At 63.5% G+C, this 26,619-nt stretch carries 25 protein-coding genes; 19 read left to right on the forward strand and 6 right to left on the reverse strand.

Features of this window, described 5'->3' with window-relative positions; all coding sequences use genetic code 11:
- The 17 genes from ACERI1_RS02080 (at position 1) to ACERI1_RS02160 (ending at position 18,728) form a co-directional block, all read left to right on the forward strand.
- Entirely contained in the window at positions 1 to 1,275 is a 1,275-nt protein-coding gene (locus tag ACERI1_RS02080; protein WP_373616369.1) for a PQQ-binding-like beta-propeller repeat protein, read from the forward strand.
- 103 nt (positions 1,276 to 1,378) lie between these two features.
- The gene (locus ACERI1_RS02085) at positions 1,379 to 2,323 is read left to right on the forward strand and encodes a hypothetical protein (RefSeq protein ID WP_373616370.1); all 945 of its coding nucleotides are present in this window, start codon (positions 1,379 to 1,381) and stop codon (positions 2,321 to 2,323) included.
- Positions 2,320 to 2,796, forward strand: coding sequence for a hypothetical protein (locus ACERI1_RS02090; protein WP_373616371.1), 477 nt, complete (start codon positions 2,320 to 2,322; stop codon positions 2,794 to 2,796). Before ACERI1_RS02085 ends, ACERI1_RS02090 begins: the two co-directional genes overlap by 4 nt.
- A 53-nt stretch (positions 2,797 to 2,849) precedes the next feature.
- Positions 2,850 to 3,692, forward strand: a complete 843-nt coding sequence (locus tag ACERI1_RS02095; protein WP_373616372.1) for a hypothetical protein — start codon at positions 2,850 to 2,852, stop codon at positions 3,690 to 3,692.
- A gap of 79 nt (positions 3,693 to 3,771) precedes the next feature.
- Entirely contained in the window at positions 3,772 to 4,563 is a 792-nt protein-coding gene (locus ACERI1_RS02100; RefSeq protein WP_373616373.1) for a hypothetical protein, read from the forward strand.
- 292 nt (positions 4,564 to 4,855) lie between these two features.
- The gene (locus ACERI1_RS02105; RefSeq protein WP_373616374.1) at positions 4,856 to 5,779 is read left to right on the forward strand and encodes a substrate-binding domain-containing protein; all 924 of its coding nucleotides are present in this window, start codon (positions 4,856 to 4,858) and stop codon (positions 5,777 to 5,779) included.
- Positions 5,780 to 5,822: 43 nt separating this feature from the next.
- On the forward strand, positions 5,823 to 6,494 hold the full coding sequence (locus tag ACERI1_RS02110) for an ABC transporter permease (RefSeq protein ID WP_373616375.1): 672 nt from the start codon (positions 5,823 to 5,825) through the stop codon (positions 6,492 to 6,494).
- Positions 6,495 to 6,558: 64 nt separating this feature from the next.
- Positions 6,559 to 7,362 (forward strand): amino acid ABC transporter ATP-binding protein, encoded by an 804-nt coding sequence (locus ACERI1_RS02115; RefSeq protein ID WP_373616376.1) that lies wholly within the window; start codon positions 6,559 to 6,561, stop codon positions 7,360 to 7,362.
- A gap of 40 nt (positions 7,363 to 7,402) precedes the next feature.
- A complete protein-coding gene (locus tag ACERI1_RS02120; RefSeq protein ID WP_373616377.1) occupies positions 7,403 to 8,149 on the forward strand; it encodes a TOBE domain-containing protein in 747 nt (248 codons plus the stop codon).
- Between the two features lie 113 nt (positions 8,150 to 8,262).
- Positions 8,263 to 8,712, forward strand: a complete 450-nt coding sequence (locus ACERI1_RS02125) for a universal stress protein (protein ID WP_373616378.1) — start codon at positions 8,263 to 8,265, stop codon at positions 8,710 to 8,712.
- Between the two features lie 50 nt (positions 8,713 to 8,762).
- Entirely contained in the window at positions 8,763 to 9,263 is a 501-nt protein-coding gene (locus ACERI1_RS02130; protein ID WP_373616379.1) for a universal stress protein, read from the forward strand.
- Between the two features lie 176 nt (positions 9,264 to 9,439).
- Complete coding sequence (gene acs, locus ACERI1_RS02135; RefSeq protein WP_373616380.1) at positions 9,440 to 11,431, forward strand: acetate--CoA ligase; 1,992 nt, start codon at positions 9,440 to 9,442, stop codon at positions 11,429 to 11,431.
- 125 nt (positions 11,432 to 11,556) lie between these two features.
- Complete coding sequence (locus ACERI1_RS02140) at positions 11,557 to 13,773, forward strand: bacterio-opsin activator domain-containing protein (protein ID WP_373616381.1); 2,217 nt, start codon at positions 11,557 to 11,559, stop codon at positions 13,771 to 13,773.
- A gap of 344 nt (positions 13,774 to 14,117) precedes the next feature.
- On the forward strand, positions 14,118 to 16,094 hold the full coding sequence (gene acs / locus ACERI1_RS02145; protein WP_373616382.1) for an acetate--CoA ligase: 1,977 nt from the start codon (positions 14,118 to 14,120) through the stop codon (positions 16,092 to 16,094).
- Between the two features lie 54 nt (positions 16,095 to 16,148).
- Positions 16,149 to 16,592 carry a DUF4212 domain-containing protein gene (locus ACERI1_RS02150; protein WP_373616383.1) on the forward strand — a complete coding sequence of 148 codons (444 nt, stop codon included), beginning with the start codon at positions 16,149 to 16,151 and terminating at the stop codon, positions 16,590 to 16,592.
- A complete protein-coding gene (locus ACERI1_RS02155) occupies positions 16,589 to 18,262 on the forward strand; it encodes a cation acetate symporter (RefSeq protein ID WP_373616384.1) in 1,674 nt (557 codons plus the stop codon). The genes ACERI1_RS02150 and ACERI1_RS02155 overlap by 4 nt, the downstream gene beginning before the upstream one ends.
- A 4-nt stretch (positions 18,263 to 18,266) precedes the next feature.
- Complete coding sequence (locus tag ACERI1_RS02160) at positions 18,267 to 18,728, forward strand: universal stress protein (RefSeq protein WP_373616385.1); 462 nt, start codon at positions 18,267 to 18,269, stop codon at positions 18,726 to 18,728.
- Positions 18,729 to 19,038: 310 nt separating this feature from the next.
- On the opposite strand, the gene ACERI1_RS02165 is transcribed toward ACERI1_RS02160, so the two are convergent.
- The 4 genes from ACERI1_RS02165 to ACERI1_RS02180 all read right to left on the reverse strand — a co-directional run bounded on the left by ACERI1_RS02165 (position 19,039) and on the right by ACERI1_RS02180 (position 21,448).
- Positions 19,039 to 19,263 carry a hypothetical protein gene (locus ACERI1_RS02165; protein ID WP_373616386.1) on the reverse strand — a complete coding sequence of 75 codons (225 nt, stop codon included), beginning with the start codon at positions 19,261 to 19,263 and terminating at the stop codon, positions 19,039 to 19,041.
- Between the two features lie 91 nt (positions 19,264 to 19,354).
- Positions 19,355 to 19,720: a cupin domain-containing protein gene (locus ACERI1_RS02170; RefSeq protein WP_373616387.1), complete on the reverse strand. Its 366-nt coding sequence runs from the start codon at positions 19,718 to 19,720 to the stop codon at positions 19,355 to 19,357.
- A gap of 52 nt (positions 19,721 to 19,772) precedes the next feature.
- Complete coding sequence (locus ACERI1_RS02175; protein ID WP_373616388.1) at positions 19,773 to 20,249, reverse strand: cupin domain-containing protein; 477 nt, start codon at positions 20,247 to 20,249, stop codon at positions 19,773 to 19,775.
- Positions 20,250 to 20,305: 56 nt separating this feature from the next.
- Positions 20,306 to 21,448: an outer membrane lipoprotein carrier protein LolA gene (locus tag ACERI1_RS02180; RefSeq protein WP_373616389.1), complete on the reverse strand. Its 1,143-nt coding sequence runs from the start codon at positions 21,446 to 21,448 to the stop codon at positions 20,306 to 20,308.
- A gap of 102 nt (positions 21,449 to 21,550) precedes the next feature.
- Between ACERI1_RS02180 and ACERI1_RS02185 the strand changes: the two genes are divergently transcribed.
- Positions 21,551 to 22,744, forward strand: a complete 1,194-nt coding sequence (locus tag ACERI1_RS02185; protein WP_373616390.1) for a M24 family metallopeptidase — start codon at positions 21,551 to 21,553, stop codon at positions 22,742 to 22,744.
- Here ACERI1_RS02185 and ACERI1_RS02190 read toward each other — a convergent pair.
- Positions 22,741 to 23,751 (reverse strand): aldo/keto reductase, encoded by a 1,011-nt coding sequence (locus ACERI1_RS02190; RefSeq protein ID WP_373616391.1) that lies wholly within the window; start codon positions 23,749 to 23,751, stop codon positions 22,741 to 22,743. The two genes, ACERI1_RS02185 and ACERI1_RS02190, sit on opposite strands and share 4 nt — an antisense overlap.
- Positions 23,752 to 23,879: 128 nt before the next feature.
- Here ACERI1_RS02190 and ACERI1_RS02195 point away from each other — a divergent pair, with 128 nt between their 5' ends.
- Positions 23,880 to 25,511 (forward strand): TrkA family potassium uptake protein, encoded by a 1,632-nt coding sequence (locus ACERI1_RS02195; RefSeq protein WP_373616392.1) that lies wholly within the window; start codon positions 23,880 to 23,882, stop codon positions 25,509 to 25,511.
- Here the strand turns inward: ACERI1_RS02195 and ACERI1_RS02200 are convergent.
- Entirely contained in the window at positions 25,508 to 26,461 is a 954-nt protein-coding gene (locus tag ACERI1_RS02200; RefSeq protein WP_373616393.1) for a TIGR03557 family F420-dependent LLM class oxidoreductase, read from the reverse strand. The two genes, ACERI1_RS02195 and ACERI1_RS02200, sit on opposite strands and share 4 nt — an antisense overlap.
- Between the last annotated feature and the right edge of the window lie 158 nt (positions 26,462 to 26,619).

Raw genomic sequence — 26,619 nt, forward strand, 5'->3', positions numbered from 1 at the left:
ATGGCTGAACCTGTACCCGACCACGACAGCGGGATCGATTTCCGACAGGTACCGCTCGGCGAGATCGAGCCGGCGCGGAGCCGGCACATGTGGACCCGATCCGCGGTCGGCGTCGCCGAGTCGGGCGACCTTGCCGTCACCGGCGAGTGGGACGGCACCGTCACTGCCCGCGACATCGATTCACTCGAGACCCGCTGGACAGTCGACCATCCCGACCACGCGGTCGGCATCGCGTCGCTCGAGGCTGACGAGACGATCGCCGTCGCCGGCCGCGGCGACACCGGAACGATCGCGGCCTACGACGCCGAGACGGGCGAGCAGCGCTGGCGCTACGACACCGTCGACGACGTCGGCGAGGCGGTCAAAGACACCGTCTTCTATCTGCCCTACGTCGTCGCGCTCGAGACTGGAACGGACGCCGACGGAAACGAGCGGCTCTATGCTGCTGCGCGACGCTACGAGCGCGACGGTGAGACGCGACAGTGGCACAGCACGGTCTACGCGTTCGACACCGACGGCGAGATCTGCTGGACCTACGAGACTGACGCCTCACCGATCGCGCTCGATCTCGCCGCCGACGGCGAGCGCCTCGCGGTGGGCTACAACCGCTGTATGGGCGATCACGACACTGGGCTCGTCGTCCTCGAGGCCAATGCGGGCAAGCTCGCGTGGACCTGGGATCCTGGTACAGACGGCGACCGTCGCGTCGGCGATGTCTCCTTTGACGGGGAGACGATCGCTGTCTCGAGCCACGGCGACAAACGCGGTTACCTGCTCGGTCCCGCCGGTGCTGAGCGCTGGCACGTCGACCTCGCTGTCGAGACCGAGATCGACGGAGAGACGCTCTATGCCTATCCGAACCACGCCTACGCGAACGACGGGCGGGTGGCGTTCGTGACGGGCAACACCTACGCGGCAGAGAGTCGCGAAACGGAGAGCCGGCATCCGAACGAACACCGGGTCGCCGCGTTCGACGCCGACGGCGACCTCGTGTGGGACGAGACGGTTCGCGGGTTCGTCCACGGGCTGGCCACCGACGGCGATCGCCTCGTTGCGCCCTGTGCTCAGAACTTCCGGGTTCGCGATCCCGACACCCACGCCGTTCGCTGGTTCGATCTCGAGTCCGGCGCGGACGGCTGTGAACGCATCGATGGAATCGCCACTGCGGCTGCCGTCGCCGACGATACCGTCGCTGCGATCGAGGAACCTGTGACGTATCACGACGAGGGCGAGACGCGTGGCGCGTACGCGCTTCGTGTCGGCTCGCTCGAGTAGTGTCAATTGGGGTTTCGAGAGCGGTTTCTGCCACGCTGTGCCGACTAGTCGCATACGCAAGGCCAACCGCCACAACGCTTAGGGCCCTCTGCTTTTCTGTATAATGACCGATGAGTTCGCACATAACGGACTCGAGGAATGCTCGTATTCAGAGCGGGGCGAGCATTCCTCGAGCCGCCCCGACGGTGCCGTGCATGCAGCAGGGCCGCCACGCCGAGTATTGACTGACGGCGGACAGGCGGAGATGGAAGAATCGGAAGACGAAACGGCCGACAGTGATGCCGAGGGAGAAGCCGAAGAAGCACCCGAAAACGAAGAAACCGAGGGCGAAGGCAAGGAAGAGGGAGAAGAGCCGGAAGTAGAGCAATCGCAAGCAGAAGAGGAGACAGAGGAAGAAGCAGAGGAAGCGGAAGAGGAGACAGCGGAAGCGGAAGAGGAGACAGCGGAAGAGGCAGAAGAAGCGGAAGCGGAAGAGGAGACAGCGGAAGAGGCAGAAGAAGCGGAAGCAGAAGAAGACGAATACCACGTCGAAGACGCCGACGACGTCTATCAGGACGATGAGGTTGCAGGTGTCCTCCATCTCGACCTCGACGGCCTGTTCCTCGATTTGCTCGGCCTCGAGGTGAACCTGAACCCGGTCACGCTCGACGTCTCGGCGCGACCGGGTGAGAACAACCTGCTCGGGAACCTCCTTGCAGCGGTCTCGGGACTCTTCGACGGGTCCGGAGGCATGCTCGAGAAGGCGGAATCGCTGCTGAGTAAGCCAGGTAAACTCTTCGACGCTCTGTTCGGGGGTGGTGCGGACGGTGAGACGGAAGACGAGGACGCAGAATCGGGCGAGGGTGACGACTCCCCCGGTCGCATCTCCAGAGCGATCGGCTGGCTCAAAGAGAAGGTGGCCGCGCTCGTGCCTAGCTTCCCCACCGAGGAGGTCGTGGCAGCGATCGTCAGTGAAGTGATCGAACAGTTAGTCGAGCGACTCGAGCCCGAACAACCCGAAGAGACCAGCGAACAGAGGGAGCCGTCACAGGCGGAGGCAACAGCATGAGCGATAGCACACTGACCCAGCGGATCGATACCGAGAAGATTAGCGACAACGTCGACGTCGACGAACTGGTCGAAGGAACCCAGTGGGAAGACGAAATCGACGGGGACAAGCCGCTCGGCGAAGCGCTGGGCGGGCAGATCGGCGCGATCCTCGGGCGGGCAATCGGCGAATCCCTCGGACGGACGATCGGGGACATGGTCGTTGACGAACTACTCAGTTCCGGCGAGGAGGAAGGGAAAGCGGACGTGGCTGAGGAACCCGCCGAGGAAGGCGACGAACCCGCTGAGGAGGACGAAACCGGTGAAGAGTCCGCCGAGGAAGGCGACGAAGAAACCGAGGCCGAGGGAGCAGGCGAAAGCGACGGCGATGAATCCGAGGACGACACCGAGACAGAAGGTGACTCCGAGTCGGACACGAAGGACAATGAATCAGCGGACGAAGAACCGGGGCAATCGACCGAAGCCGAAGAGTAACACTGTGACACGGAAAAATAACGTGCTCCACGGATCCGATCGGGGTGGTTATCATGAGTGAGGCATCCGGACTGAAGGGAATGGTAGCTGATGAGGTCAGCAACCAGCTCGATGTCGCCGATATGCTCGGTGATGGGAGTATCGAAGACAGCATCGACGGCGGCGAAGTCGGCGCTGCGGTCGGTCGCCAGTTCGGTGAGCAGTTCGGACGTGATGTCGGTGAGTCGGTCGGCCGAGCAGTCCACGAGACGATCGCCGCGGGCGTCGACGAAGGAAAGGAACTCGGTGAGATCCAGACAGACCTCTCGACGGCGATTCAAAACGCCCTCCGGGAGTCGTTCTCGGAGATCGAAGGCCGCGATTCGCTCGAGTCGATGGCCAAAGGCGTCACCGATGGGAGTAGCGTCGAGGGACTTCTAGACGGCATCGGTGGTGATGAGAGTGAGAAGCAGGCTGAACCACAGGCTGAGGAACCAGCGGAGGAAGCGGAAGATCAGGAAAACGAAGGCGGAGAGAGTGACGAAACGGACGCCAAAGCGGTGGTGAAAGAAGCTGCCGGCAAAGCAGGGGACTCAGTCGAGAACGCTGCCAGCAACGCGAAAGAGACGGTCGAAAGCGTTGCTGGCGAATCCGGGGCGACCGATGAAGCCGACTCGTCCGGAGATGGCGAGGACGAGTCGTCAAGCGCGGATCTCGAGGACCTTCGGAAGGACACGCTCGAGGACTTCCTCGGCGTGATGTCCTACGACGACCTGCAGTCGGTCGCGAAAGACGTCGGCGTAAAGGCGAACCTCAGCCGTGAGGAGATGACCGACGAGATTATCGAGACGGTGACGGACGATGAACCGGACGCGGACTCGAGCGAGGAGTCAGAAACGGAGGCGGAAGCCGAGTGATCGACTCAAACGCACTGCTCTCGCTTCGAACGGGGGACGGATGACACAACCAGCGGCGCGCTGAGAGCGAGGGCCATCCATGAGTGACTCGCAACTACACGACCGGGTGCACGAGATACTGACCGAGGCCGACACATCAAGTGTCTCGCTCGTCGCCGGCGATGGTGACGACGAGTCGACCGAGACGGACCTGCTCGAGACTGCAACCGAGGCGAGCGACCTCCTCGAGTCGACCAACCTCGACGAGTTGCTTGCCGCAGTCGGGCTGGACACGCTCGCAGATGGAACCGAACCGGATTCGATTCCCGAGGCTATCGCCCGGGGTGAGCAGGAGAACGTGGCGGCCCTCCAGCGGCTGCTCCACCTCGCGAAACTGGCCGACCGGGCCGACGATGGGAGTCTCGAGGGAGCAGTCGGCGACCTTCAGGAAGCGATCGACGAACGGACGGGATCGGCTACCGAAGACGAGGACCGCAATGCCGACAGGGATCGGCTGGACGACGAGTCGGCGACCGCCGAGAGCGGCGATACAGACGAGACTGACGCCGATCACGAGGATCGCCTGCGATCGTCGCTTCAGTCCTCGTTTGAACAGTTCGGCGACGACCTCCAGCAACTCAGAGCACGACTCGGGACGGCAAGTGCTGGCACATCGAGTCGTGGGGCTGCTGACGATGCTCAGTCCGATGCAGACGACGCTGAAACTGCGGGCGACGAGGGCCTCGTGGAGAGCGGACTCAGTAGCAATCAGGACTACGGGACGGCGTCAGGTGGTCCGACGCGCTGCTCGACGATGGCACCGCCGCCGTCCCGGCGAGCGGACATGAAAGGTCCCGTCAGGCACTCGACGGTGCCGGACAAACAGGGATAGTACGAGGTATCTCTCGGCTTCGCTCGAGCGCGTCGGGGTCGCGCCAGCCGACCCCCAAATCTCGACTGGGTGTCGTCGGGAGTGCGAGGCGGATCTCGGCGACCGGTGGATGCACCCCTCGAACCATCAAATGCCAGACACTTACCGAGTAGCACGGTCGGTGAACGTTCTAGAGCAGCGATAAGCGTAACCGAAAGCAGTTATAATCTCGGTCGTATCGGCCATTCGAGCGTCCGACGTAACCACTGTCGCCCAAACGTTTATTTACATCCGTTTCATCGTTATTCCCGACATGGAATATCGACGACGAGCCTTCTTAGGGGCAGGTGCAACTGGGATTGCTGCGGCCATTGCGGGCTGTCTGAACAGCAGGAACGACAGCAGCGAGGCGTCGATCGCTGGAGCGGAACTCGCGCTTGCGACGACCACGAGTACGTACGATACGGGACTGCTCGACGAGATCAACGCTGCGTTTCAGGAGCGGTTCGGGGTGCAGGTCGCGGCAAACGCACAAGGGACGGGGCAAGCGATCCAGTCCGCCCGCGACGGAAACGCCGACGTGATCCTCGTCCACGCACGCTCACAAGAGGACGAGTTCATGCGGGATGGCTACGGGGTCAACCGGCGGGACCTGATGTTCAACGACTTCGTGGTCGTCGGGCCGAGCGACGATCCGGCAGGCGTGGGCGACACCGACCAGGCGACGACCGCCTTCGAGGCTATCGCCGACGCACAAGCGACGTTTGCCTCCCGCGGCGACGACTCGGGGACGCACACGAAAGAACAAGTGATCTGGTCCGAAGCCGGCATCGAACCAAGCGGCGAGTGGTACCAGGAAACCGGCAGCGGCATGGGGAATACGTTGACTGTCGCGGACGAATCGAGCGCGTATACGCTCGCTGACCGGGGCACCTACCTCTCGATGCAGGATAACATCGACCTCGAGATCCTGCTTCAGGGCCCGATCGAGGGCGGACCGGAACTGCTCTCGAACCCCTACGGGATCATGGCAGTCAACCCGGAGATCCACGACAACGTCAACTACCAGCTTGCGATGGCCTACATCGGATTCTTTACGAGTCCCGAGGGCCAGCAGCTCATCGGGGACTACACCGCGAACGGCCAACAGCTGTTCTTCCCCGAGGCGCTGGCGGAGGACCCGGACTTCCAGCAGTACGTCCCCGAGGGATGGCAGCCGGATTCGGGCGGCGAGTGATCGCCGCGTTCACAGACCAGCCACACAGACGGAACACCAACTGATGCCATTCGAGTTGATCGCCGAACCGAACTATCTCCGGAGTGTCATTCGCGTCTCGCTGATGGTGAGTCTGACCGCCATCTTCGTGAGTACGCTGGTGAGCCTGCCGATCGCGTTCCTCATCGGCTTCGCCGACTTCCCCGGTAAGCGCCTCGTGACGGCGATCATCAATACGGGAATGGGCTTTCCAAGCGTCGCCGTTGGACTGCTCGTCCTGCTATTTATTTCGAGTGACGGCCCGCTCGGTTCGCTTGACCTCGTCTACACGCCGGAAGCGATGATCATCTCGCAGTGTATTCTCGCCGCGCCAGTGATTACGGGCGTCGCGCTCTCGGCAGTCGAGAGCGTCGACGACGCCGTTCGCGATGCGGCCTACGGCGTCGGCGGAACTCGGACCGACGTTGCCCTCATAACACTCAAAGAGGCACGCTACGGCGTTATAACCGGGATCCTCGCCGGCTTCGGACGGGCGATCAGCGAAGTCGGGTCAGTCCTCATCGTCGGCGGGAACATCGCCTACGCCGACGGCACCTCGAAGACCCGAACCATCACGACCGCGATCACGTTCGAGACGCGCCGAGGCGAGTTCGAGACGGCGCTGGCGCTCGGTGCCATCTTGATCGTCCTCGTCTTGCTCGTCAATGGAATCGTCATGCGACTCGGTGGTCGATAACGATGGTAGACACGAACCCCGCCTCGAGACAGCCGCGGTCAACCGAACCGGGGGTGGCTAGCCGATGAACCTCACACTCGATGGCGTCTCCTACGGCGTCGACGACACGGAGATCCTGAGAGACGTCTCGCTGGCCCTCGAGTCCGGCGAGATCGTGACGATCATCGGTCCCTCGGGAGCCGGCAAGACGACACTGTTACGGCTGGCTGCCCTGTTCGAGCGACCGACCGATGGCGCGATTCGCTACGACGGAACGGATCCGTGGGGGCTGTCGAGAGACGAGCGACTCGCAGTCCGGCGGCGAATCGCGATGGTCTTCCAACAGGCGAGTCTGTTCGATGCCCCGGTTGCGCGGAACGTCGATATCGGACGGCGGGTTCGGCGACCGTGGCTACGGCGGATTGGGGGCTTCCTCGAGCGACTCCTGCCGCGCCGATTCGACGACTCGCCGGCAGTCGACGAGCGGACGCTCGAGGCGCTCGAACTGGTCGGTCTCCGTGACGCGTGGGATCGCGACCCGGCGTCGCTGTCCGGTGGCGAGGCACAGCGGGTGTCGTTCGCACGTGCGCTCGCGGCGGAGCCCGAACTGTTGGTGCTCGACGAACCAACCTCGGATCTCGACCCGCGGAACACGGCGATCCTCGAGCGGGCGATCGAACGCGCACGCGAGCGCAACCATGGCGTCTTGCTCGCGACCCACGACATGCATCAGGCCGAGCGGATCTCGGATCGCGTCGCCTTCTTGCTCGAGGGCGAACTGGTCGAGGTCGGCCCGCCGGATCGGGTCCTCAAGAACCCACAGGACGAACGAACCGCTCGGTTCGTTCGCGGCGATCTCCTGTACGATGACAACGAACTTTTCGCCTGATCTCGAAGGGACACTACCGGAGTAGTCGCCGACTGCAATCATGGAAAAGGAATTCGACCCCTATCTGCGGATCGACGATGTGACAGTCGACCGCAGCGATGTCGCGATGTTACGTGCGATCGACGACTGTGGCTCGCTGTCCGGCGCGGCCGAGGCCCTCGAGCGTTCCTATCCCCGCCTCCAGCAGCGGGTCGTGACGCTTGAGGAGTCGATCGGCCCGCTGGTCGAGCGGACCCGCGGGGGAGCCGACGGCGGCGGGAGTTCGCTGACGGAGACGGCACGAGAGCTGTTGGCACGATTCGATCGGCTGGTCGCGGCGTACGAGGGCGTTACACGCGTCGACGAAACGGTCCTGTCGGGACCAGTCGTCGATCGCGACGGCGAACTCGGGACCGTCGAGACGCCGGTCGGTGAGGTGTTGGCGGTCGTTCCGACCGACGTCGAAAGCGCAGCGGTGACGATCCGCTCCGACGCGGTCAGCCTGCACGCACCGAGCGACGTACCACGGGCCGAGGGCACCAGCGTCCGCAACCGGTTTTCGGGAACTGTCGCATGGCTCGACGCTGGTGACGCCATCGCGCGCGTGGGACTCGAACTTGAGGCCGAGCGCGATGCGGACGGCGACGAGCCGACCGCGCTCGTGGCGCTCGTTACCCGCCGCAGCGTCGAGACGCTGGGCCTCGAGCCCGGTCGATCGATCGTCGCCTCGGTGAAGGCGACGGCAGCGCGGGGCATCTCACGGGACGAGCAGGACGGCGCTGCGACTGGAGCGCGCACTGGGAACTGACTGGGCTGTCGGAGCCGTCGCTGTCTTTCGTCGGGTTCGCTGCCGGCTCGAGCAGTCGTGCGATATCCGGTCGGAGCCACAGGCCTTTCTCGCGGCGGCATCTATTGGCACGCATGTACGATTCGATTCTGGTCGCGACCGACGGCAGCGAGACGGCGACGACCGCGATCGACCACGCGGTCGAACTCGCAGCGCGGTTCGACGCGTCGCTGTACGGCATCGCCGTCGCTGACGATCGGACCGACTACGACACGGGCATCGTCGATCCCGACGAGGCCATGCAACACCTTCGCGAGCGGGCCGCAGACTGGCTCGAGACGGTCGAATCGAAAGCGACCGATGCCGATGTTGCCGTCGAGACGACGGTGCGGACCGGCGTCCCCCACGAAGAAATCCTCGCGTATGCCGCCGAGACTGACAGCGACGTAATCGTCGTCGGTGCTCGGGGTCGCTCGTCGCTCAAGGGTGCCCTGCTCGGCAGCACCATCGACAGGGTCGTTCGAGTCGCCGACCGGACGGTCCTGGTCGTCGGGGACGATGCTGACGACGACCAGACGGGATGAGTACCGCCGGAGGGCGAACATTTACGTCCGCTGTCGTATGACATACCCCTATGTCATTGCTCGTTCCCTTCGACGGGTCGGAGTTGGCCATGAACGCACTCGAGCGCGCCTCCACGTTCGGTGATCTCCTCGACAAGGAAGTCGTCGCCCTGACGGTCATTCCCGACGATGAGGACTACGCACGGGATCGGGGCTGGATCACGCAGGGCGAACCGTTCGATCCGGAGGCGATCGCCGCGGGTATGCAGACCCGCGCCAAAGAGGTCGCACCGGAAGTGACCGTCCGGTCCGAGCGAGTCAGTTCCGACGAGCCGACCGCGACGTCGACGACGAACGTCGTCCGCGAGATCCGGCGGGTCGCCGGCGACCTCGAGGCGTCGGTCGTCTTCATCGGCTCGGAGAACGCGGGCTCGGTCATCGCACCCCAGTCGAGCGTCGGCAGTCCGGTCGCAAACGACCAGCGGTACGATGTCTACGTCGTTCGTGAACCCGGTGAGGATTCCGATCCAGGGGATTTCGCTGATATCGATTCAACGCAGGACGAATTCTGAGCGCGGCCCGAACTGGGGGTTGATCGGCACCCGTCTTGCTGTCAGACGGTCTGCTGTCACGAGTTCCCGGTGAGACCGCAGAGCAGTCGTGGTTGCAGTGGGACAGCAGCCCGTATCACCGTCCGCTAGTCCAGAGGAACGTTTATTCCTCTGACCGACCACGTTTCGAACGATACATGGTCGAACGAAATGGGCGGAGCCAGGAAACGACTCCATCGTCGGGCTCCACCCACAGCCCATCCGACTCGTTCGTCGAGCAGGCGAACGTCGCGGATCCAGCGATCCACGAGCGTTTCGAGACGAACTGGCCGGATTGCTGGACGCGTGCGGCGGATCTCCTTTCGTGGGACGAGCCCTACGACACCGTCCTCGAGGACGACGATGCTCCGTTCTACCGCTGGTTTGCCGATGGGCGATTGAACGCCGCCTACAACTGTCTGGACCGCCATCTCGAGTCGGGTCGGAAAAACCACGCTGCGATTCGCTGGGAGGGCAAGCAGGGCGAACGCCGGACCTACACCTATCAGGATCTCTACGTCGAAGTCAACGAGTTCGCGGCGGCCCTGCGAGACCTCGGCGTCGAAGAGAACGACGTCGTGACGATCTATCTGCCGATGATCCCCGAACTGCCGATCGCGATGTTGGCCTGTGCTCGCATCGGTGCGCCCCACAGCGTCGTCTTCGCCGGCCTCTCTGCGGATGCGCTCGCAACGCGGATGGACGCCGCAAACAGCGAGTTCCTGATCACCTGCGATGGGTACTACCGGCGTGGCGACGCCTTCAACCAGAAGAGCAAAGCGGATAACGCTCGCATCGGCCTCGAGCAGGACGTCCGGACGGTCGTCGTCGACCGCCTCGGCGACGATATGCCACACGTTCTCGGCGACGACGAGTGGGACTACCACGAGCTATGTGACGAGTTCGCAGGCGAGACGGTCGAGCCGGTGTCACGCAACGCCGAGGATATGCTGTTTTTGATGTATACGTCGGGGACGACCGGTCAGCCGAAGGGTGTTGTTCACTCGACGGGCGGTTATCTCGCCCACGTTGCGTGGACGAGCCACGCCGTCCTCGATATCAAACCCGAGGATACCTACTGGTGTGCGGCCGACATCGGCTGGATCACGGGCCACTCCTATATCGTCTACGGGCCGCTCGCGCTTGGTACCACGTCGGTCATGTACGAAGGGACACCCGACTATCCCGACCGGGATCGACTCTGGGAGATCGTCGATCGCAATGCCGTCGACGTCTTCTACACCGCGCCGACGGCGGTCCGTGCGTTCATGAAGTGGGGGTCTGACTATCCGAATCGGCACGATCTCTCCTCACTCCGGCTGCTTGGTACCGTCGGCGAACCGATCAGTCCACGTCCCTGGAACTGGTATCGCGAACATATCGGCGGCGGCGATTGTCCGGTCGTCGATACGTGGTGGCAGACCGAGACCGGCGCCGTGACGGTCTCGACGCTGCCGGGCGTCGACGAGATGAAACCCGGCTCCGCCGGGCCGCCGCTGCCGGGCATCGACGCTCGCGTGATCGACTCCCAGGGTAACGAGGTCGAACCCGGCGAAGCCGGCTATCTCACGCTCGCTCGACCGTGGCCGGGAATGGCCCGGACGCTGTACGACGGCGACGAGCGGTTCGTTACCGAGTACTGGCGGCGTTTTTCCGACCCCGACGCCGACGAGTGGCGCTACTTCAGCGGCGACACGGCCCGGATCGACGAGGACGGCTACATCACCGTCCTCGGTCGAGTCGACGACGTCATCAACGTCTCCGGCCACCGGCTGGGCACGATGGAGATCGAGGGCGCGATCGCCGACGTCGACGGCGTCGCCGAGGCTGCCGTTGTGGGCCGCTCGAACGAGACCGGCAACACCGAGGTCTACGCGTACGTCAGCACCGAACGCGAACGCGAGCCGGATGCGAGCATCCGCACCGCCATCCTCGAGAGCATCGAGTCGGCGATCGGACCGATCGCCCGCCCTGCCGAGGTGATCTTCACGCCGGAACTGCCAAAGACCCGCTCGGGCAAGATCATGCGCCGTTTGCTCGAGGACGTCGCCAACGGCGAGGAACTCGGGGATACGAGCGCGCTCCGCAACCCCGAGATCGTCGGTGAGATTCAGGCCGAAGTCGGCGACGGCAGCCAACCCGGCCAGTGACGTTTCGCAAATTCAGATAGTCCGAAACTAAACCTCATCTCGTTTTCCGATCGGTCCTGTGAAAACCTTGCGAACGGCGGTAATAGGCGATACAATTATGTTCGCGAAACCAAAAGGAGCGAACCATGAGCCTCGAGCAGGGTGTGGGGGCAGTACTCAGACGCCAGGAGTACGAGTCGCTTCTCGACGCTGCCGAGACCTACCGCGAGGCGCTGGTACTCCGTCTCTGTGCCGATGTCGGCCTCCGGCCAGCAGAACTCACGCGGCTCACGATCGACGACATCGAGCAGGTGCGGATCGATCCGCCACGGTATCTGGTTCGAGTCCCGTCCGAGGATGGTGACCGGAACCGAACTGCGTACCTGCCGACGCGTGTCGAACGTGAACTCCGGCGATACGCCCGGAGCAACGGCCTTTCGACCGATGACCGGATCTTTTCGGTGACGCCGCGTCGACTCCAGATGCTCGTCTCCGACGTCGCCGACCGGGCGAGCGACCTCTTTCACGACCCCAGCCTCGCCGAGGTCTCGACGAGCGATCTCCGGCAGTACTTCGCCCACACCGCGCTGGTTGAACACGACGTCAACCCCCGTGTCGTCAAGACTGCGGGCGGCTGGCGCAGTTTCGAAGCCCTCGAGTCCTATCTGCCCGAGCCGACCGATACCGAAATCGTCGACGCCTTCGACGCCGTCGAGCGACCGTCGGGCCCCGGACACGACCGAGCCGGCGACCAATCGAGCCCGGTGATCGGCGACGACAGCGTCATTCGCCTCTTGCTGGCGGCAAGTGATCGGTACGCGTTGCTCCGGCTCGATTCGGATGGCTACGTCGAGCGCTGGAACCGCAGTGCAGCGGCCATGTTCGGGTATCGGGCCGGCGAGATCGTCGGCACGCACGTCTCGACGTTCTATCCCGACGCCGCCGTCGAAAACGGTGCGCCCGAGCGAGCACTATCGACGGCCATCGAGGAATCGGGCACGGAAACCGAAGGCTGGCGCGTCCACAAGGACGGGTCACAGTTTCGGGCGACCGAGGTGATCTCGCCGCTGCGGGACGATCAGGGCCGCCACCGTGGGTTTGCCGTCTTCGTCCGCGACGTCACAGTCGCCCACGAGGAACTGGCGACCGCCCGCAAGCAGCGGAACGAACTCGATCGGCTGTACGCGGTCGCCCGCCGACATCGGGACGTTACGCACGCGTTACTAGATGCAACAGATCACGAAGAGATCGAAACGTCGACGTGCACCGCGCTCACCGACGGCGCTGCCTACGAGTTTGCATGGATCGATCGCGCGACGATGTCGAATCACCGTCGAGAGTGGCGTGCGTCCAGCGGGATCGAACCCGACGCGGTCGAGCACGTGCTCCCCGAGGAGTGGGACAACGAGCCGACCGCCGAGTTCGAGCACGCGGATTCGGCGAGATCGGCCCACGCTGGAGACCGGACTGTCCTCGTCGCAACCGACGTGACGGCATCGCTCGAGGACGAGACGTTCGAGGGTGCCGTCGCGCGAGTCCCGCTTGCCTACGGCGATACCGTCTACGGGCTGCTCTCGGTCGCGACCGATCGCCCAGGGGCGTTCGACGACGACGAGCGGGCGTGGCTCTCGACGATCGGTCGGCAGATCGGCTACGCGATCGCCGCCATCCGTCGGCGAAACCTCCTGTTGTCCGACCGCGTGACGGAACTCGAGGTCGCCTGTCGCGACGAGCGGTCGTTTTTCGTCGCCGCGTCACAACAGCTCGATTGTCGCTTCGAGCTCGACTCGCTGGTCCCGATCGACGAATCGACCCAGCTCTACTACGTCCGCCTCGAGGGGGCGTCACCGGCTGCTGTCTTCGAACTCGCCGAAGACGACCCGGGAATCGAGGACTGTCGGCTGATCGAAACCGATGAGGACGGCTGGCGCGTCGAGTTCGTCATTGACGGCTCCTGTCCCATCGTCACGCTGACGGAGTACGGCGTCACCGTCCGCGAGGCGGTCTTCGAGGACGGCACGGGGACGGTCACCGGTGATTGTGCAGTCGACGCGGACATTCGAACCATCGTCGACGGCCTTCGATCCGCGTTTCCGGACTCCGAACTGGTCGGGAAACGCGAGACCGAACGGGCTGTCCAGACCGCTCGCGAGTTCCGGGAAGGGCTCGAGGACCGCCTGACGGATCGTCAAGAGGCAGCCCTTCGAGCGGCGTATTTCGGTGGGTACTACGACTGGCCCAGAGAGAGCACGGCAGAGGAGGTCGCGGATGCGATGGGTGTCTCCTCACCGACGCTGCACAATCACTTACGAAAGGGTCAACACGAGTTGCTTCGGACGTTCTTAGACGATCCGGACGGCTAGCTGGCCGTTGACGAGCCACTGCCCGTGGTTCGAGCTCGCGCTGTAATGCGAGAGGGGATGCTGGGGTGGCGCTTCCCGGTCGATTTGAGACTAAGTCTCTAGATCCAGCGTTCGATTTGGCGCCACTGACGCTCGATTCGGTACCGATTGGCACGCACGAGCTGGCGTCTCCACCCAGAGTAGCTCGTCGCACCTCCGATTTCACCCCGTTTTTCGGGTGGGCGAGCTGCCTATCACCCCCTAATATAGTCAATATTCCCTATGTCACCCCGCGAGTATCGGGTCGATTTTGCACAACTAGAGGCCGCCTTTACTATGGTAGTCGATAATTGACTGGGTGTACCATGTCACAGGACAATGCCGATCTCGAAGCTCGGCTCGCGGAGCAGGACACGTTCGAGCCTCCCGAGTCGTTCGTCGAGCAGGCAAACGTCACTGACCCTGGGGTCTATGAGGAGTTTGAAGAAAACTGGCCACACTGCTGGGAGCGTGCGGCCGATCTCCTCTCGTGGGAGGAAGAGTACGACTCTGTCCTCGACGACAGCGACGCGCCCTTCTACGAGTGGTTCACGAACGGTAAAATCAACGCCTCGTACAACTGTCTCGACCGGCACGTAGAGGACGACGCCGGCGACAACGTCGCGATCGAGTGGGAAGGCGAACTCGGCGAGACGCGCACCTACACCTACGAGGAACTGCTGGACGAAGTCGAAGACACCGCCGCGATGCTGCGCGACCTCGGCGTTGGCGAGGACGACATCGTCACGCTCTACATGCCGATGATTCCGGAGCTGCCGATCGCGATGCTGGCCTGTGCCCGCATCGGTGCGCCTCACAGCGTCGTCTTCGCCGGCTTCTCGGCGGACGCGCTCGCGACGCGAATGAACTCGGCAGACAGCGAGTACCTCATCACCTGTGACGGCTACTACCGTCGCGGGGACGCACTCGACCACATCTCGAAGACCAACGAGGGCCTCGAGGGCGTCGAGCACGAGGTTTCCGACGTCGTTGTCGTCGACCGACTGGGCGACGACCTCGACCACGAGCTCGCGGACAACCAGCACGACTACGACGACCTCGTCGCCGAGCACGAGGGGTCGACGGTCGAGCCGGTTTCCCGGGACGCCGAGGACATGCTGTTCCTGATGTACACGTCGGGGACGACCGGCCAGCCGAAGGGTGTCAAACACACCACCGGCGGTTATCTTGCCTATAGCGCCTGGACGAGCCACGCCGTCCTCGACATCGAGGCCGACGACACCTACTGGTGTTCGGCCGACATCGGCTGGATTACGGGCCACTCCTACATCGTCTACGGGCCGCTCGCACTGGGCACCACCAGCGTCATGTACGAGGGCACGCCGGACTACCCCGACAAAGACCGCATGTGGGAGATCGTCGAGAAAAACGACGTCGACATCTTCTACACCGCACCGACCGCGATCCGCGCGTTCATGAAGTGGGGCGAGGAGTACCCCGCACAACACGACCTCTCGAGCCTGCGCCTGCTCGGGACCGTCGGGGAGCCCATCAACCCACGCGCGTGGAAGTGGTACTACAAGCACATCGGCAACGAGGAGTGCCCGATCGTCGACACGTGGTGGCAGACCGAAACCGGCGGCATGATGATCACGACGCTGCCGGGTGTCTGCAAGATGAAACCCGGCTCCGCCGGGCCGCCGCTGCCGGGCATCGACGCACAGGTCGTCGACGCACAGGGTGAAGAAGTCGACGCCGGTCAGGCCGGCTACGTCACGGTCAACAACCCGTGGCCCGGCATGCTCCGGACCCTGTACGACAACGACGAGCGATTCATCAACGAGTACTGGGACGAGTACTCCGATCCAGACGCCGACGAGTGGGTCTACTTCCCCGAAGACGGCGCGAAGATCGACGAGGACGACTACATCACCATCCTCGGTCGGGTCGACGACGTGATCAACGTCTCCGGCCACCGGCTGGGGACGATGGAGATCGAGTCGGCCGTCGTCGGCGTCGAAGGCGTCGCCGAAGCCGCCGTCGTCGGTGGCGACCACGAGGTCAAAGGCGAGGCCGTCTACGTCTACGCCATCCCCGAAGACGGCTACGAGGGTGGCGAGGAACTCGAGGAGCGCGCCGCCGAGGCCATCCTCGACTCCATCGGCCCGATCGCCAAGCCCGAAGAGATCGTCTTCACGCACGAACTGCCCAAGACGCGCTCGGGCAAGATCATGCGGCGCCTGCTCGAGGACATCGCGAGCGGAAACGAGCTCGGGAACACCTCGACGCTGCGTAACCCGGACGTCGTCGACGACATCGCGGAGCAGGTCTCGACCGACTAACCACCCATATCTTTTTAAGGTAACAAACAAGTCACTAACACGATTCGTCATAATATGCCAGATAATAACAGCCACAATTCGACCGACAAACAGATCGAAACGGACGGGGGTATGGCCGGACAACCCGCCCAGGCCCACCGAAATACCGACTACCTCAGCTCGGAGGTGAACCTCCTGAAGCCGAGCACGCTGTTCATGCGCGATCACCTGAAGCTCGTCTGGGGGACGTTCATTGTGTGGATGCTCGTTGTTTGGGGACCGGTGACGATGACGTGGATCGCACCGGACGTCATGACGCAGAGTATGCCAGGGCTCGGCTTCCCACTTCACTACTTCCTCATTGCGTTCGGTGCCCCGACCGGGGCATTGATCCTGTCGGCGGTCTACGCCCGCTCTCGGGACCAACTGGACGAAAAATACGGAATCGAGCCTGCCGCAGTCGGTAGCGACAGTGGAACAACGGACGCAGCAGCAACCGACGGAGGTCGTGACCAATGATGGTGCCGCTACAGGCCGAGGCGCTTGACATCTCGTTCAAGCTGATCCCGGCCATCATGATCTTCCTGATGATGGCATCGTTCCTCGCCATCGGCTACGTGTTCAAAGTCGCCGACACCGAGGGCATGTGGGTCGCCGGTCGGGGTATCGGGAACATCGAGAACGGGATGGCGATCGGTGCCAACTGGATGTCGGCCGCCTCGTATCTCGGACTCGCGGGACTCGTTGCCCTCGCCGGGTTCTACGGACTGGCGTTCATCGTCGGCTGGACGACGGGCTACTTCGTGTTGCTCATCTTCCTGGCCGCACAAATGCGTCGGTTCGGCAAGTACACCGCACCCGACTTCGTCGGTGACCGCTTCAACTCGCCGGTCGCACGAGCGCTTGCGGCCTTCACGACGCTGTTGATCGCGTACGTCTACTCGGTCGGACAGGCCCGCGGCATGGGGCTGGTGGGCCAGTACGTCTTCGGGCTCGACATCATCCCGATGATCATCGTGATGATGACGATCACCGTCGGCTACCTGGCACTGTCTGGAATGCTGGGAGCGACGAAGAACATGGCCGTCCAATACGTCATCCTCATCGTCGCGTTCCTCGCGGGTGTGTACGTCGTCGGTTGGTCGCAGGGATACTCCACGGTGCTCCCCCAGATCGAGTACGGGGCGCTCTTCACCGAACTGGGCCGCCAGTTCTCGGAACCGTTCCTCGGCGACAACACGTTCTACCTCTGGGTGGCCACGGCGTTCTCGCTCATCGTCGGTACGTGCGGTCTCCCGCACGTGTTGGTTCGGTTCTATACGGTCCGGAGCGAGCGGACCGCTCGCTGGTCGACCGTCTGGGGCCTGTTCTTCATCTGCCTGCTATACTGGTCCGCGCCGGCAATGGCGGCCTTCGGCGTCGATCTCTTCGGAAATACCCAAGGAGCCGGTGCCTATGCGGCTGAGGGCGGCATGACGGGCGCGGAGGGCGACGTCATCGTCGTGCTGGCCGCGCAGTTCGCCAATCTCCCGACGTGGTTCGTCGGACTCGTGGCCGCAGGGGCGATGGCCGCGGCCATCGCGACGACCGCCGGGCTGTTCATCACCGCCTCCTCGGCAGTCGCACACGACATCTACACCGAGCTGATCAACCCTGACGCGACCCAGCGCCAGCAGGTCCTCATCGGCCGCGCCACCATCATCGTCATCGGCGCGCTGGTGACCGTCACTGCGTTCAACCCGCCGGCACTCATCGGCGAACTGGTCGCATACGCGTTCTCGCTGGCCGGGATCGTGCTGTTCCCGATGTTCTTCCTTGGTCTGTGGTGGGAGAACACCAACAAGCCGGGTGCGCTGGCCGGCATGTCCGCCGGTCTGCTCATCTGGATCACGTCGATCATCAACAGCGTGCTGCCGACCTACATCGGCTTCCTGGCCGATATTGCTGGCGGTGAAGGGGCAGCTATCGTCCCCATCTATGCCCAGTACGTGCCGCCTATCGGGGCGGCGCTCGTTGGGACGCCGGCAGTGTTCATCATCACCATCGCCGTTTCGATGGTGACTGACGAACCACCGATGGAGACCAAACGACTGGTCCGGCAGTGTCACAGTCCCGAACCGATGGGCCAGCAACAGTCCGCACAGGACGTCGTGAGTACCGACGGCGGAGAACCACCTGCAGATGACTAAACCAATGTACGAACGAATACTCGTTCCGACTGACGGCAGCGAAACGTCCGAAGCGGCGGTCGATCACGCACTCGACCTCGCCGAACAGTATGGGGCCGAAGTCCACGCCCTGTACGTGGTCGATACCGACTCGATGAGCCTGAGCCTCGGTGCTGAACAGGTCGATCGCATCGAACAAGGCCAGTTCGGGGAGATGGGTGAAGTCCGAGAACGCGCCGAGCGTGCCACCGGTCACGTTGTCGACCGCGCCCAAGAGCGTGGCCTCGAGAGCGTCGAGAACGTCTCGGCGGGCAAACCCCACTCGCTCATTTCGGACTATATCGACGAAAATGACATCGACCTCGTCGTCATGGGGTCGCACGGTCGGTCCGGCATCAAGCGTGCGCTTCTCGGCAGCGTCACTGAACGGACGCTTCGGTCGACCCATATACCCGTTCTCGTCGTCGACGTCGAGGGACACGAATAGCGAACTGCCGTTTCTTTTGTGTGGTGTCACACCGTTGAGCGGCCGCGCTGTCGACGAGACGATCGCTGATACTCCAGGAGGATCACACCGATCGCATGCGAGCAGCCGTCTCGAGCGGTGAGAGATGTCACGACGCGACCGGGCCCCGCAGGCCGTTACCTGATACGGACTCCTGTCAGTCAGTGCCGGCGCACCCGCGACCCGTCCTGCGGGTGCGCCGGTAACTAGTGATAGCAAACCGTATGACAGTACGAAAAGAGCCAGTTGCTCCGTCGACTCGTGTCTTTCGAGGTGTACTTGCGAGCTCGATCTATCGATTCTGCTGGTTGACCGCGATGTTATAATTCCAGATAAGTCCGAAATACGCGACGATTCCAGCGAGCATACACCCGTAGTACGCCCACGTCGGCCCACCACCGGCGACGTAGAAGATCATCTCGACGAGCGTCACCCAGACGATCGCAAACGCTAGATCTGTCAGCATTCCCCACCGCTCCTCGCGGGCAGTTTGCAGCCACTCTCGAACGCCTGTCATCGACCCATCACCCGGCTCGTAACGTCGTCCATTGTGAGACCGTTTCGCAGGGCCCCGGAAAAAGACTATCGACGTCTCACCACCCTGTCGGCTACTGCTCGTAGAACTCGTCGACTTCGGCTGCCGGAAACGCCGGCGTTGCAGCGGAGACGTACTCGAGTGTTCGGTCACCAGTGTTCTCGAGGCCGTGTTCGGTGTTCGCCGGAATGTGCACGAGATCGCCGGCCTCGACGGCGCGTTCCTCGTCGCCGACGGTCATGATACCGGTTCCAGCAAGGATGACGTAGGCCTGTTCCGGATCGTGCTCGTGGAGTACTTGCCGTGCACCCGGGTCGATATCGACCCAGGTGATCGTCAGCTCGGTCTCCGGGTCGTCGTGGCGTGAGTTGAGGATATGAGAGACCAGCCCATCGTTGCGAGTGAGTGCCGGCGCGTCGGATTTGTTCATTTTCCTCATGTTGGTATCGAATTGTGTTTGAGGTATAAACTTTGACAAGCCGATACTATCGTCACTCCTCCCAGTACTCGGTCTCGTCGTCGATGTGGTAGTAGCCCTCGAGCGTCCGTTCCCCGCGACCGCCTGGCGGTGAGCCGACGAAGACACCGAACTTGTCTATCTCGGGGTAGACGGTGACGTCCGGTTCGTTCATCGTCGACATCGCGAGATACCGAAGGGGCTCTTCGCTGTCGTTGACGACGCGATGGCCACCGCGCTCGTTCGCTGGGAGGGAAACGTAATCGCCAGCCGCCAGGCCCTCGAGGCCGTCGTCAGTTTTGAGTTTGCCCTCGCCCGCCAGCACGTAGAGTGCCTCTTCGTTGGCCGTGTGGTAGTGGTAGGGCCACGAGCGCATGCCCGGCGGGAGTTCGTAGAGGCTACAGCCGAGTTCCGAGGCGTCGACGGCGCTCGAGAGTTCTTTCCGCCGAAACGTCGTCTCGTCGGGATCGTACGTCTTCCAGCCGATATCCGATTGGTTCGTCTTCTCCATACTACGGCTATTTGTGCCTTCTTTCACATATTAGTGCGGGCCGGTCCCGCCACACGTCAGGGACAGCCGATCGACGAGGCGATCTCGAGCAGCGGTGCATCGTCGGTGAGACTCGAGACTTCGTAGTTCAGTTCGTCACAGGTCCAGAACACGCTCTGAATCCGCCCATCGCGACGGTAGGCTGTGTGGCCGTCGAACTCGATTTCCTCGAGCACGTCGGGGCTGAACCGCTGGACCTCCCGGACGGCCACGTAGAGTTCGCGTGCGACCACGTTCGGATCGTTGTACCACAGCGTCGTCGTCGTCCCGAACCGCTCTGCTTTCTCGACGACGGTGACTCGATCGAGGGTGTACGACGCCGGGATCGCCGGCTCCGGCAGGTCGTACGGAGCGACGTCTGCGGCAGCCGCTCGCGACTCGAAGACGCCCAACGGCTTGCGTCCGTCGGTGACGACGGTCGCGTCGTTCGGCGGGTCGTACGTGAACGTTCCCGGCTCGAGCCCCACGTCGATCGCGAGATCGGTGTACGTGACGGCCAGTTCGTGACGGGTTTCGCCGTCGATGCTGACCGTGTTTCGCTCCTTGATCGGATACCGATACTCGTCGTCGATCCAGACGGTCCGGGTGACGTCCATCGCGTCGGGATCGCCGGTCGCCCGGAGTGGCACGACGAAAGTCGTCTCTCCGACGACGAGACTGATCGCCGGCCCGATATCGTCGGTTGGTGGCTTCGTCTCGATAACGTGTGCTTCGCGACCGTCGATCATTTCACTCCCTTCGTAGCCGAGGCGGGACTCCTCGAGGAGGCTCTCGAGAACGAGCCGCGTCCGATCGGTATCGACCTTGTTCGGATGATACTGTTTGTCGACGATCGCTGTCGACGGGTTGTACTCCCATGTCGTGGCTCGGTTGGTCACGGTTACAGCACCAACTGGGACGTCGGGATCGGTCGACTCGCGGACCTCGATGCGCTGTTTGGCCGGCGGTTTGCGCGCGATGCGCTCGGTTCGTTCGACGGTCTCGTCGGGCGTTTCGACCGTCATCGTTCGACGGGCCTGCAGGTTGGTCATGCGGCGGCGTGTCTCGATCGCATCACGGACGAGGTCCTCGCTCGAGGGAGGATCGTCGCGACCCGGATAGCTGACACAGCCGGCGAGTGCGACCGTCGCTCCGACGGCGAGGATCCGCCGACGATTCATGCGAAAGCAATTACCATCAGTGGTGATAAGTCTGTAGGTTCGAACCGATTTCCGATCGCCGGGACCCCCGAGATTTTGTGCGCGGCTCTCACACGTCCAGTCATGAACGTTGACGCCGATCTTTCCGCCCTTCGCGAATACCTCGCTGCTGCAGGGCTCGACGGCTACCTGATCGACGACGACGCCTCGGATTCAGACCAGCGGTACGTCTCGGGCTTTACCGCACCGGATCTCTACCAGACGCTCGTCACGCGGGAGGGTATCCATCTGCTCGTCTCCGGACTCGAGTACGGTCGCGCGAGCGCCGAGGCGAACGCGGATACGGTCACCCGGCGGGCCGCCTATGACTACCAGCAACTGGTCGCCGAACACGGCCAGTACGAGGGGCGGATTCAGACGATCGCGGCCTTTCTCGCGGATCACGACGTCGCCTCGATCGCCGTGCCACGCAGCTTTCCGACGGGGACCGCCGACGGACTCCGCGAGCACGGCCTCACGGTCACGGTCGAGTCCGACGGGATCGTGACGGATATCCGCGCGAGTAAAACCGACTGGGAACTCGAGCAGATTCGGGCGAGCCAGCGGGCAAACGAGGCCGCCATGGCACGAGCCGAGGAGTTGATCGCCACCGCGACGATCGAGGACGGAACCCTCGTTCACGACGGCGACCCACTCACCAGCGAACGTGTCACGGAGGATATCGAGATCACGCTGTTGCGCCACGGCTGTGCGCTAGACGACACGATCGTCGCCTGCGGGGCCGACGGTGCGGATCCCCACGACCGAGGTAGCGGGCCGCTTGAGGCCGACGAACTGATCGTGATCGACATTTTCCCCCGCGATAAGGAGACTGGCTACCACGCCGACATGACCCGCACGTTCGCCCGCGGCGATCCGGGTGCGGAGGCCAGCCGGCGCTACGAGGTCACCCGCGAGGCCTACGAGGCCGCCCTCGAGACCGTCGAGGCTGGCGTCACCGGCGCTGCCGTCCACGGCGCGGCCTGCGATGTGATCGAGGACGCGGGCTACGCGACGCTTCGGAGTGATCCGACCACCGAGACCGGCTTTATCCACAGCACCGGCCACGGCGTCGGGCTGGACATCCACGAACAGCCAAGTGTGTCGTCGGCTGGCGGCGAGCTCCAGCCGGGCCACGTGATCTCGATCGAACCCGGAATCTATGACCCTGCAGTCGGTGGCGTCCGCATCGAGGATCTGATCGTCGTCACCGAAGACGGCTACGAGAATTTGACCGACTATCGCGTGGGGCTCGACCCCGTCGCGGACTCGCGTTAGCGATAGCCGCCGTCGTCCGTGCCGCGAGCATCGTCGATTCGGTCGAACTGCTCGTCGCTCAACTCGAGGTCGACTGCGCCGACGTTTTCTTCGAGTTGGTCCGGGGTGCGTGCGCCGACGATCGGCACGCAGGTAAAGCGGTCCTGATCCATCAGCCATCGCAGGGAGACCTGTGCGGGCGTCGCGTCGAGGTCGTCGGCGACGGATTCGACGGCTTCGAGCACTTCCCAGGCCGTCGCGCTCGTATACCGATCCTCGAACAGGTCGGTGAGGCTGGCCCGCGAGCCGTCCGGCGCGACAACGGTCCCGTCCTCGTCGCGCTCGTATTTTCCGGTGAGGAAGCCGCCGGCAAGCGGCGAGTACGGACAGACCGCGATGTCCTGATCCGCACAGACGTCGAGGTAGTCGCCGACATCGTCCGTATCGGCCGCGTTGAACATCGGCTGGGTTACGTCGAATCGCTCGAGGCCCTCGACGTCGCTCGTCCACAGCGCTTTGGTGAGTTTCCAGGCGGCCATGCTCGAGGCGCCCAGGTGGTTGACTTTCCCCTCGCGGACGAGGTCGGTGAGTGTCCGCAGGGTCTCTTCGATGGGGGTGTCGTCGTCCCAGCGGTGGATGTAGTACAGATCGAGGTAGTCGGTTCCCAGTCGCTCTAGGGTCCCCTCGATCTGGGCGCGGATATGTTTACGTCCGAGCCCGGAGTCGTTCGGCCCGGGTTCGCCCCAGCCGTCGAAGGGGAAGTAGACCTTCGAGGCGATGACGAAGTCCTCGCGGTCGTGGTCTGCGAGCCACTCGCCGATCCACTCCTCGCTGGTGCCGTCGGGATCGCCGTAGACGTTGGCCGTGTCGATGAAGTTGATCCCGTGGTCCCAGGCAGCGTCGAGAAGTTCGTGGGCTTCTTCGCGTTCCGTTTCGACGATGCCGCCGGTCTCGCGACCGAAGCGCCAGGTGCCGAAACAGAGTCGCGAGACCGTCGTGCCCGTGTTACCGAGCGTGGTGTACTCCATAGCTGGGGTTCGGCGGCGACCGCCAAAACGGGTTTGGAAGCGGTGATCGCCCGCTGACGGGTCCGCTCGAAGCCACTCGAGAGCGCCGTTTCCGAAGTTACAAATCGCTTGCCGGTCACCTCCCGGTGATGAATTACTGGTGGCGTCGAATCGTGCTCTCACTGGTTGCCGTTTTCGTTCTCGTGTTCGTCTATGCCGGCATCTATCAGGCCGGAATGGCCGCCTTCGAGGGGGTGAACATGTCGTACTTCGAGGCGCTTCAGTTCGTGATCGAAGCGCTGACGACCGCCGGCTTCGGCGGCGATTCAGCCGACTGGCAGAGCGTCCCGACGAATCTGATGGTGATCGCGATGAACCTCACCGGCGTCCTGCTCGTCTTCCTCGCGCTGCCACTGCTCGTCGTCCCGCTGTTCCAACAGGCGCTCGAGGATCGACCGCCCGAGTCCACTGACCTCACTGACCACGTCGTCATCTGCTCATACACGCCGCGGTCTGACGTGCTCGCGGACGAGCTCGAGGCGGCGAACGTCCCCTACGTCTTCATCGACGACGATCCCGAACTCGTGGTCGAACTCGACAACGGGGGAGTCGACGCCATCCACGGCGAACTCGATCAGGCGGAAACACTTCGGGCAGCAAACGTCACCGATGCCCGTGCGCTCGTCACTGACATCGATGCCGAGACCAACGCGATGGTGATCCTCACTGCCCGCGAACTCTCGAGCGAGCTGACGATCGTCAGCGTCGCCGAGGACGAAGACGTCGCGAGTTACCACCGCTACGCCGGAGCCGACGAGATCGTCCGCCCACGGCGGGTGCTCGGACAGAGCCTTGCCACGAAGGCGACGACGACGATCTCGGCCGAGCTTCGGGACACGATCGCGCTCAGCGAGGACTTCACGGTGACCGAACTGCTCGTCAAGGAACACAGCGATCTCGTCGGCCAGACGATTTCCGAGTCGGGAATCAGAGATCGAATGGGAGTCACCGTCATCGGCGCGTGGTTCAACGGTGAGTTCGTCCCTGTTCCCGGCCCCGACGACGTAATCGACGACAACACGATCTTGCTCGTCGCGGGTCGTCGTGACGACCTCACGGAACTGAAATCGCGAACGGTGTCGAGCCTGCCACGCCGCCCAAACCGAGTAGTCGTGGGCGGTTACGGCGTCGTCGGTCGAACCGCGGTGGAAACGCTGGCTGCAAACGACGTCGCTACGTTCACCATCGATACCGCCGACGAAGACGGGGTCGATATCGTCGGCAGTGTCACCGACGAAGCAGTCCTGGAGACGGCGGGTGTCTCCGACGGCCAGTCGGTCGTGTTGACCCTCGACGACGATGCGGCATCGATCTACGCGACGCTGGTGATCAAGCAAATGGCGCCGAGCGTCGAAATCATCGTTCGAGCGAACGAAACCGAGAACATTCCGAAGTTCTACCGGGCCGGCGCGGAGTACGTCCTCTCGCTCTCGACAGTGACTGGTCGAATGCTCGCGTCCGCGCTGATCGAGGACGAAGAGATCCTCACGCCGGAGACACAGTTCGAACTCGTCCGGACGACCGCGCCGAAAATCGTCGGTCGAAGTCTCGGGGACGTCGACCTGCGGGCACGGACCGGATGTACCGTCGTTGCGGCCGAGCGCAACGGCGACCTACTGACCGACCTCGGACCGGACTTCGTCGTCCGCGAGGACGACGTGTTGATCGTCGCGGGGAGTGACGAGGCGATCAATCGGTTCGTCGCGGTCGCAACGAGTTAGAACGACGGCAACACCTCCGCCTCGTAGAGCTCGAGCGCCTTCCCTTGCTCCGGGCCGATCTGGTGGTAGTAGACGTGGTCGTAGCCGGCGTCGATCGCCTGCTCGATGCTATCGATGTGGGCCTGTGGGTCCGGTTCAGTGGTGGTCCCCGATTCCGCAATGTCTGCTTTCTCGACCAGCTGGGCGGCCTGCTCGAAGTGTGCAGGCGTCGGCAACTCCTGGCCGAGTTCGCCCGGAAGCGAGCCGTTGGGCCACTGTTCGTAGATCGTCTCGATCGCATCCTCCTCGCTGTCGGCGTAGCAGCCGTGTAGCTGGGTGTATTTCGGCCCGTCGCCGCCGGCGTCCTCGTAGCCATCGACGATGTCCCCCTTCGGCCCGGAACACCAGAGGCCATCCGCGTGGTCTGCTGCCCACCGGGCCGTCTGCGGACCGAATGCACTGGCGACCGTCGTCGGCTGCTCGTCGGGGACCGTATAGAGGCGCGCGTTCTCGACCGTATAGTGCTCGCCGCGGTGACTCGTCGTCTCGCCAGTCCAGAGTTTTCGCATGACGTCTAGCGCTTCCTCGAGTTTTGCGAGGCGGACGTCGTGTTCGGGCCAGCGCTCGCCGGTGATGTGCTCGTTTAGGTTCTCGCCGGTGCCGACGCCGAACGTGAACCGATCGCCGAGCAGTTCGTCGACGGTGGCGACGGCATGGGCGACGTTGACCGGATGGATGCGGGTCGTCGGACAGGTGACACCGACCCCGACCTCGATCTCGTCGGTCGCGTTCGCGATGGCACCTAGCGTCGACCAGACGAACGGCGACTCCCCCTGCGCGGAGATCCACGGGTGGAAGTGATCCGAAATCGAGACGAAATCGAAGCCGGCGGCCTCGGCGCGACGGGCGATGTCGACCAGTTCCGTCGGACCGAACTCCTCGCTCGAGAGGGTGTATCCGAGCTGGGGCATTCTCGAGGCAGTACCACGGTCCGGCGGGTAACGGTTGAGCCTGCGACGGCAAGAGCGCGGTTCGGAACGAGCAACGTGAGTGAGAACCGCGATACGAACGGTGCGAAGCACGGTGAGCAGCATGGCGTTTTTCGACCCGTCTGTGCGGCCAGCCGAAT

It is taken from the genome of Natrinema sp. HArc-T2 (assembly GCF_041821085.1).
Lineage (GTDB): Archaea > Halobacteriota > Halobacteria > Halobacteriales > Natrialbaceae > Natrinema.

What these genes read in the sequence shown, in the direction of transcription:
- ACERI1_RS02080 (WP_373616369.1), top strand. Translation starts at nt 1, where the DNA reads ATGGCTGAACCTGTACCCGACCACGACAGCGGGATCGATTTCCGACAG.
- ACERI1_RS02085 (WP_373616370.1), top strand. Translation starts at nt 1,379, where the DNA reads ATGACCGATGAGTTCGCACATAACGGACTCGAGGAATGCTCGTATTCA.
- ACERI1_RS02090 (WP_373616371.1), top strand. Translation starts at nt 2,320, where the DNA reads ATGAGCGATAGCACACTGACCCAGCGGATCGATACCGAGAAGATTAGC.
- ACERI1_RS02095 (WP_373616372.1), top strand. Translation starts at nt 2,850, where the DNA reads ATGAGTGAGGCATCCGGACTGAAGGGAATGGTAGCTGATGAGGTCAGC.
- ACERI1_RS02100 (WP_373616373.1), top strand. Translation starts at nt 3,772, where the DNA reads ATGAGTGACTCGCAACTACACGACCGGGTGCACGAGATACTGACCGAG.
- ACERI1_RS02105 (WP_373616374.1), top strand. Translation starts at nt 4,856, where the DNA reads ATGGAATATCGACGACGAGCCTTCTTAGGGGCAGGTGCAACTGGGATT.
- ACERI1_RS02110 (WP_373616375.1), top strand. Translation starts at nt 5,823, where the DNA reads ATGCCATTCGAGTTGATCGCCGAACCGAACTATCTCCGGAGTGTCATT.
- ACERI1_RS02115 (WP_373616376.1), top strand. Translation starts at nt 6,559, where the DNA reads ATGAACCTCACACTCGATGGCGTCTCCTACGGCGTCGACGACACGGAG.
- ACERI1_RS02120 (WP_373616377.1), top strand. Translation starts at nt 7,403, where the DNA reads ATGGAAAAGGAATTCGACCCCTATCTGCGGATCGACGATGTGACAGTC.
- ACERI1_RS02125 (WP_373616378.1), top strand. Translation starts at nt 8,263, where the DNA reads ATGTACGATTCGATTCTGGTCGCGACCGACGGCAGCGAGACGGCGACG.
- ACERI1_RS02130 (WP_373616379.1), top strand. Translation starts at nt 8,763, where the DNA reads ATGTCATTGCTCGTTCCCTTCGACGGGTCGGAGTTGGCCATGAACGCA.
- acs (WP_373616380.1), top strand. Translation starts at nt 9,440, where the DNA reads ATGGTCGAACGAAATGGGCGGAGCCAGGAAACGACTCCATCGTCGGGC.
- ACERI1_RS02140 (WP_373616381.1), top strand. Translation starts at nt 11,557, where the DNA reads ATGAGCCTCGAGCAGGGTGTGGGGGCAGTACTCAGACGCCAGGAGTAC.
- acs (WP_373616382.1), top strand. Translation starts at nt 14,118, where the DNA reads ATGTCACAGGACAATGCCGATCTCGAAGCTCGGCTCGCGGAGCAGGAC.
- ACERI1_RS02150 (WP_373616383.1), top strand. Translation starts at nt 16,149, where the DNA reads ATGCCAGATAATAACAGCCACAATTCGACCGACAAACAGATCGAAACG.
- ACERI1_RS02155 (WP_373616384.1), top strand. Translation starts at nt 16,589, where the DNA reads ATGATGGTGCCGCTACAGGCCGAGGCGCTTGACATCTCGTTCAAGCTG.
- ACERI1_RS02160 (WP_373616385.1), top strand. Translation starts at nt 18,267, where the DNA reads ATGTACGAACGAATACTCGTTCCGACTGACGGCAGCGAAACGTCCGAA.
- ACERI1_RS02165 (WP_373616386.1), bottom strand. Translation starts at nt 19,263, where the DNA reads ATGACAGGCGTTCGAGAGTGGCTGCAAACTGCCCGCGAGGAGCGGTGG.
- ACERI1_RS02170 (WP_373616387.1), bottom strand. Translation starts at nt 19,720, where the DNA reads ATGAGGAAAATGAACAAATCCGACGCGCCGGCACTCACTCGCAACGAT.
- ACERI1_RS02175 (WP_373616388.1), bottom strand. Translation starts at nt 20,249, where the DNA reads ATGGAGAAGACGAACCAATCGGATATCGGCTGGAAGACGTACGATCCC.
- ACERI1_RS02180 (WP_373616389.1), bottom strand. Translation starts at nt 21,448, where the DNA reads ATGAATCGTCGGCGGATCCTCGCCGTCGGAGCGACGGTCGCACTCGCC.
- ACERI1_RS02185 (WP_373616390.1), top strand. Translation starts at nt 21,551, where the DNA reads ATGAACGTTGACGCCGATCTTTCCGCCCTTCGCGAATACCTCGCTGCT.
- ACERI1_RS02190 (WP_373616391.1), bottom strand. Translation starts at nt 23,751, where the DNA reads ATGGAGTACACCACGCTCGGTAACACGGGCACGACGGTCTCGCGACTC.
- ACERI1_RS02195 (WP_373616392.1), top strand. Translation starts at nt 23,880, where the DNA reads ATGAATTACTGGTGGCGTCGAATCGTGCTCTCACTGGTTGCCGTTTTC.
- ACERI1_RS02200 (WP_373616393.1), bottom strand. Translation starts at nt 26,461, where the DNA reads ATGCCCCAGCTCGGATACACCCTCTCGAGCGAGGAGTTCGGTCCGACG.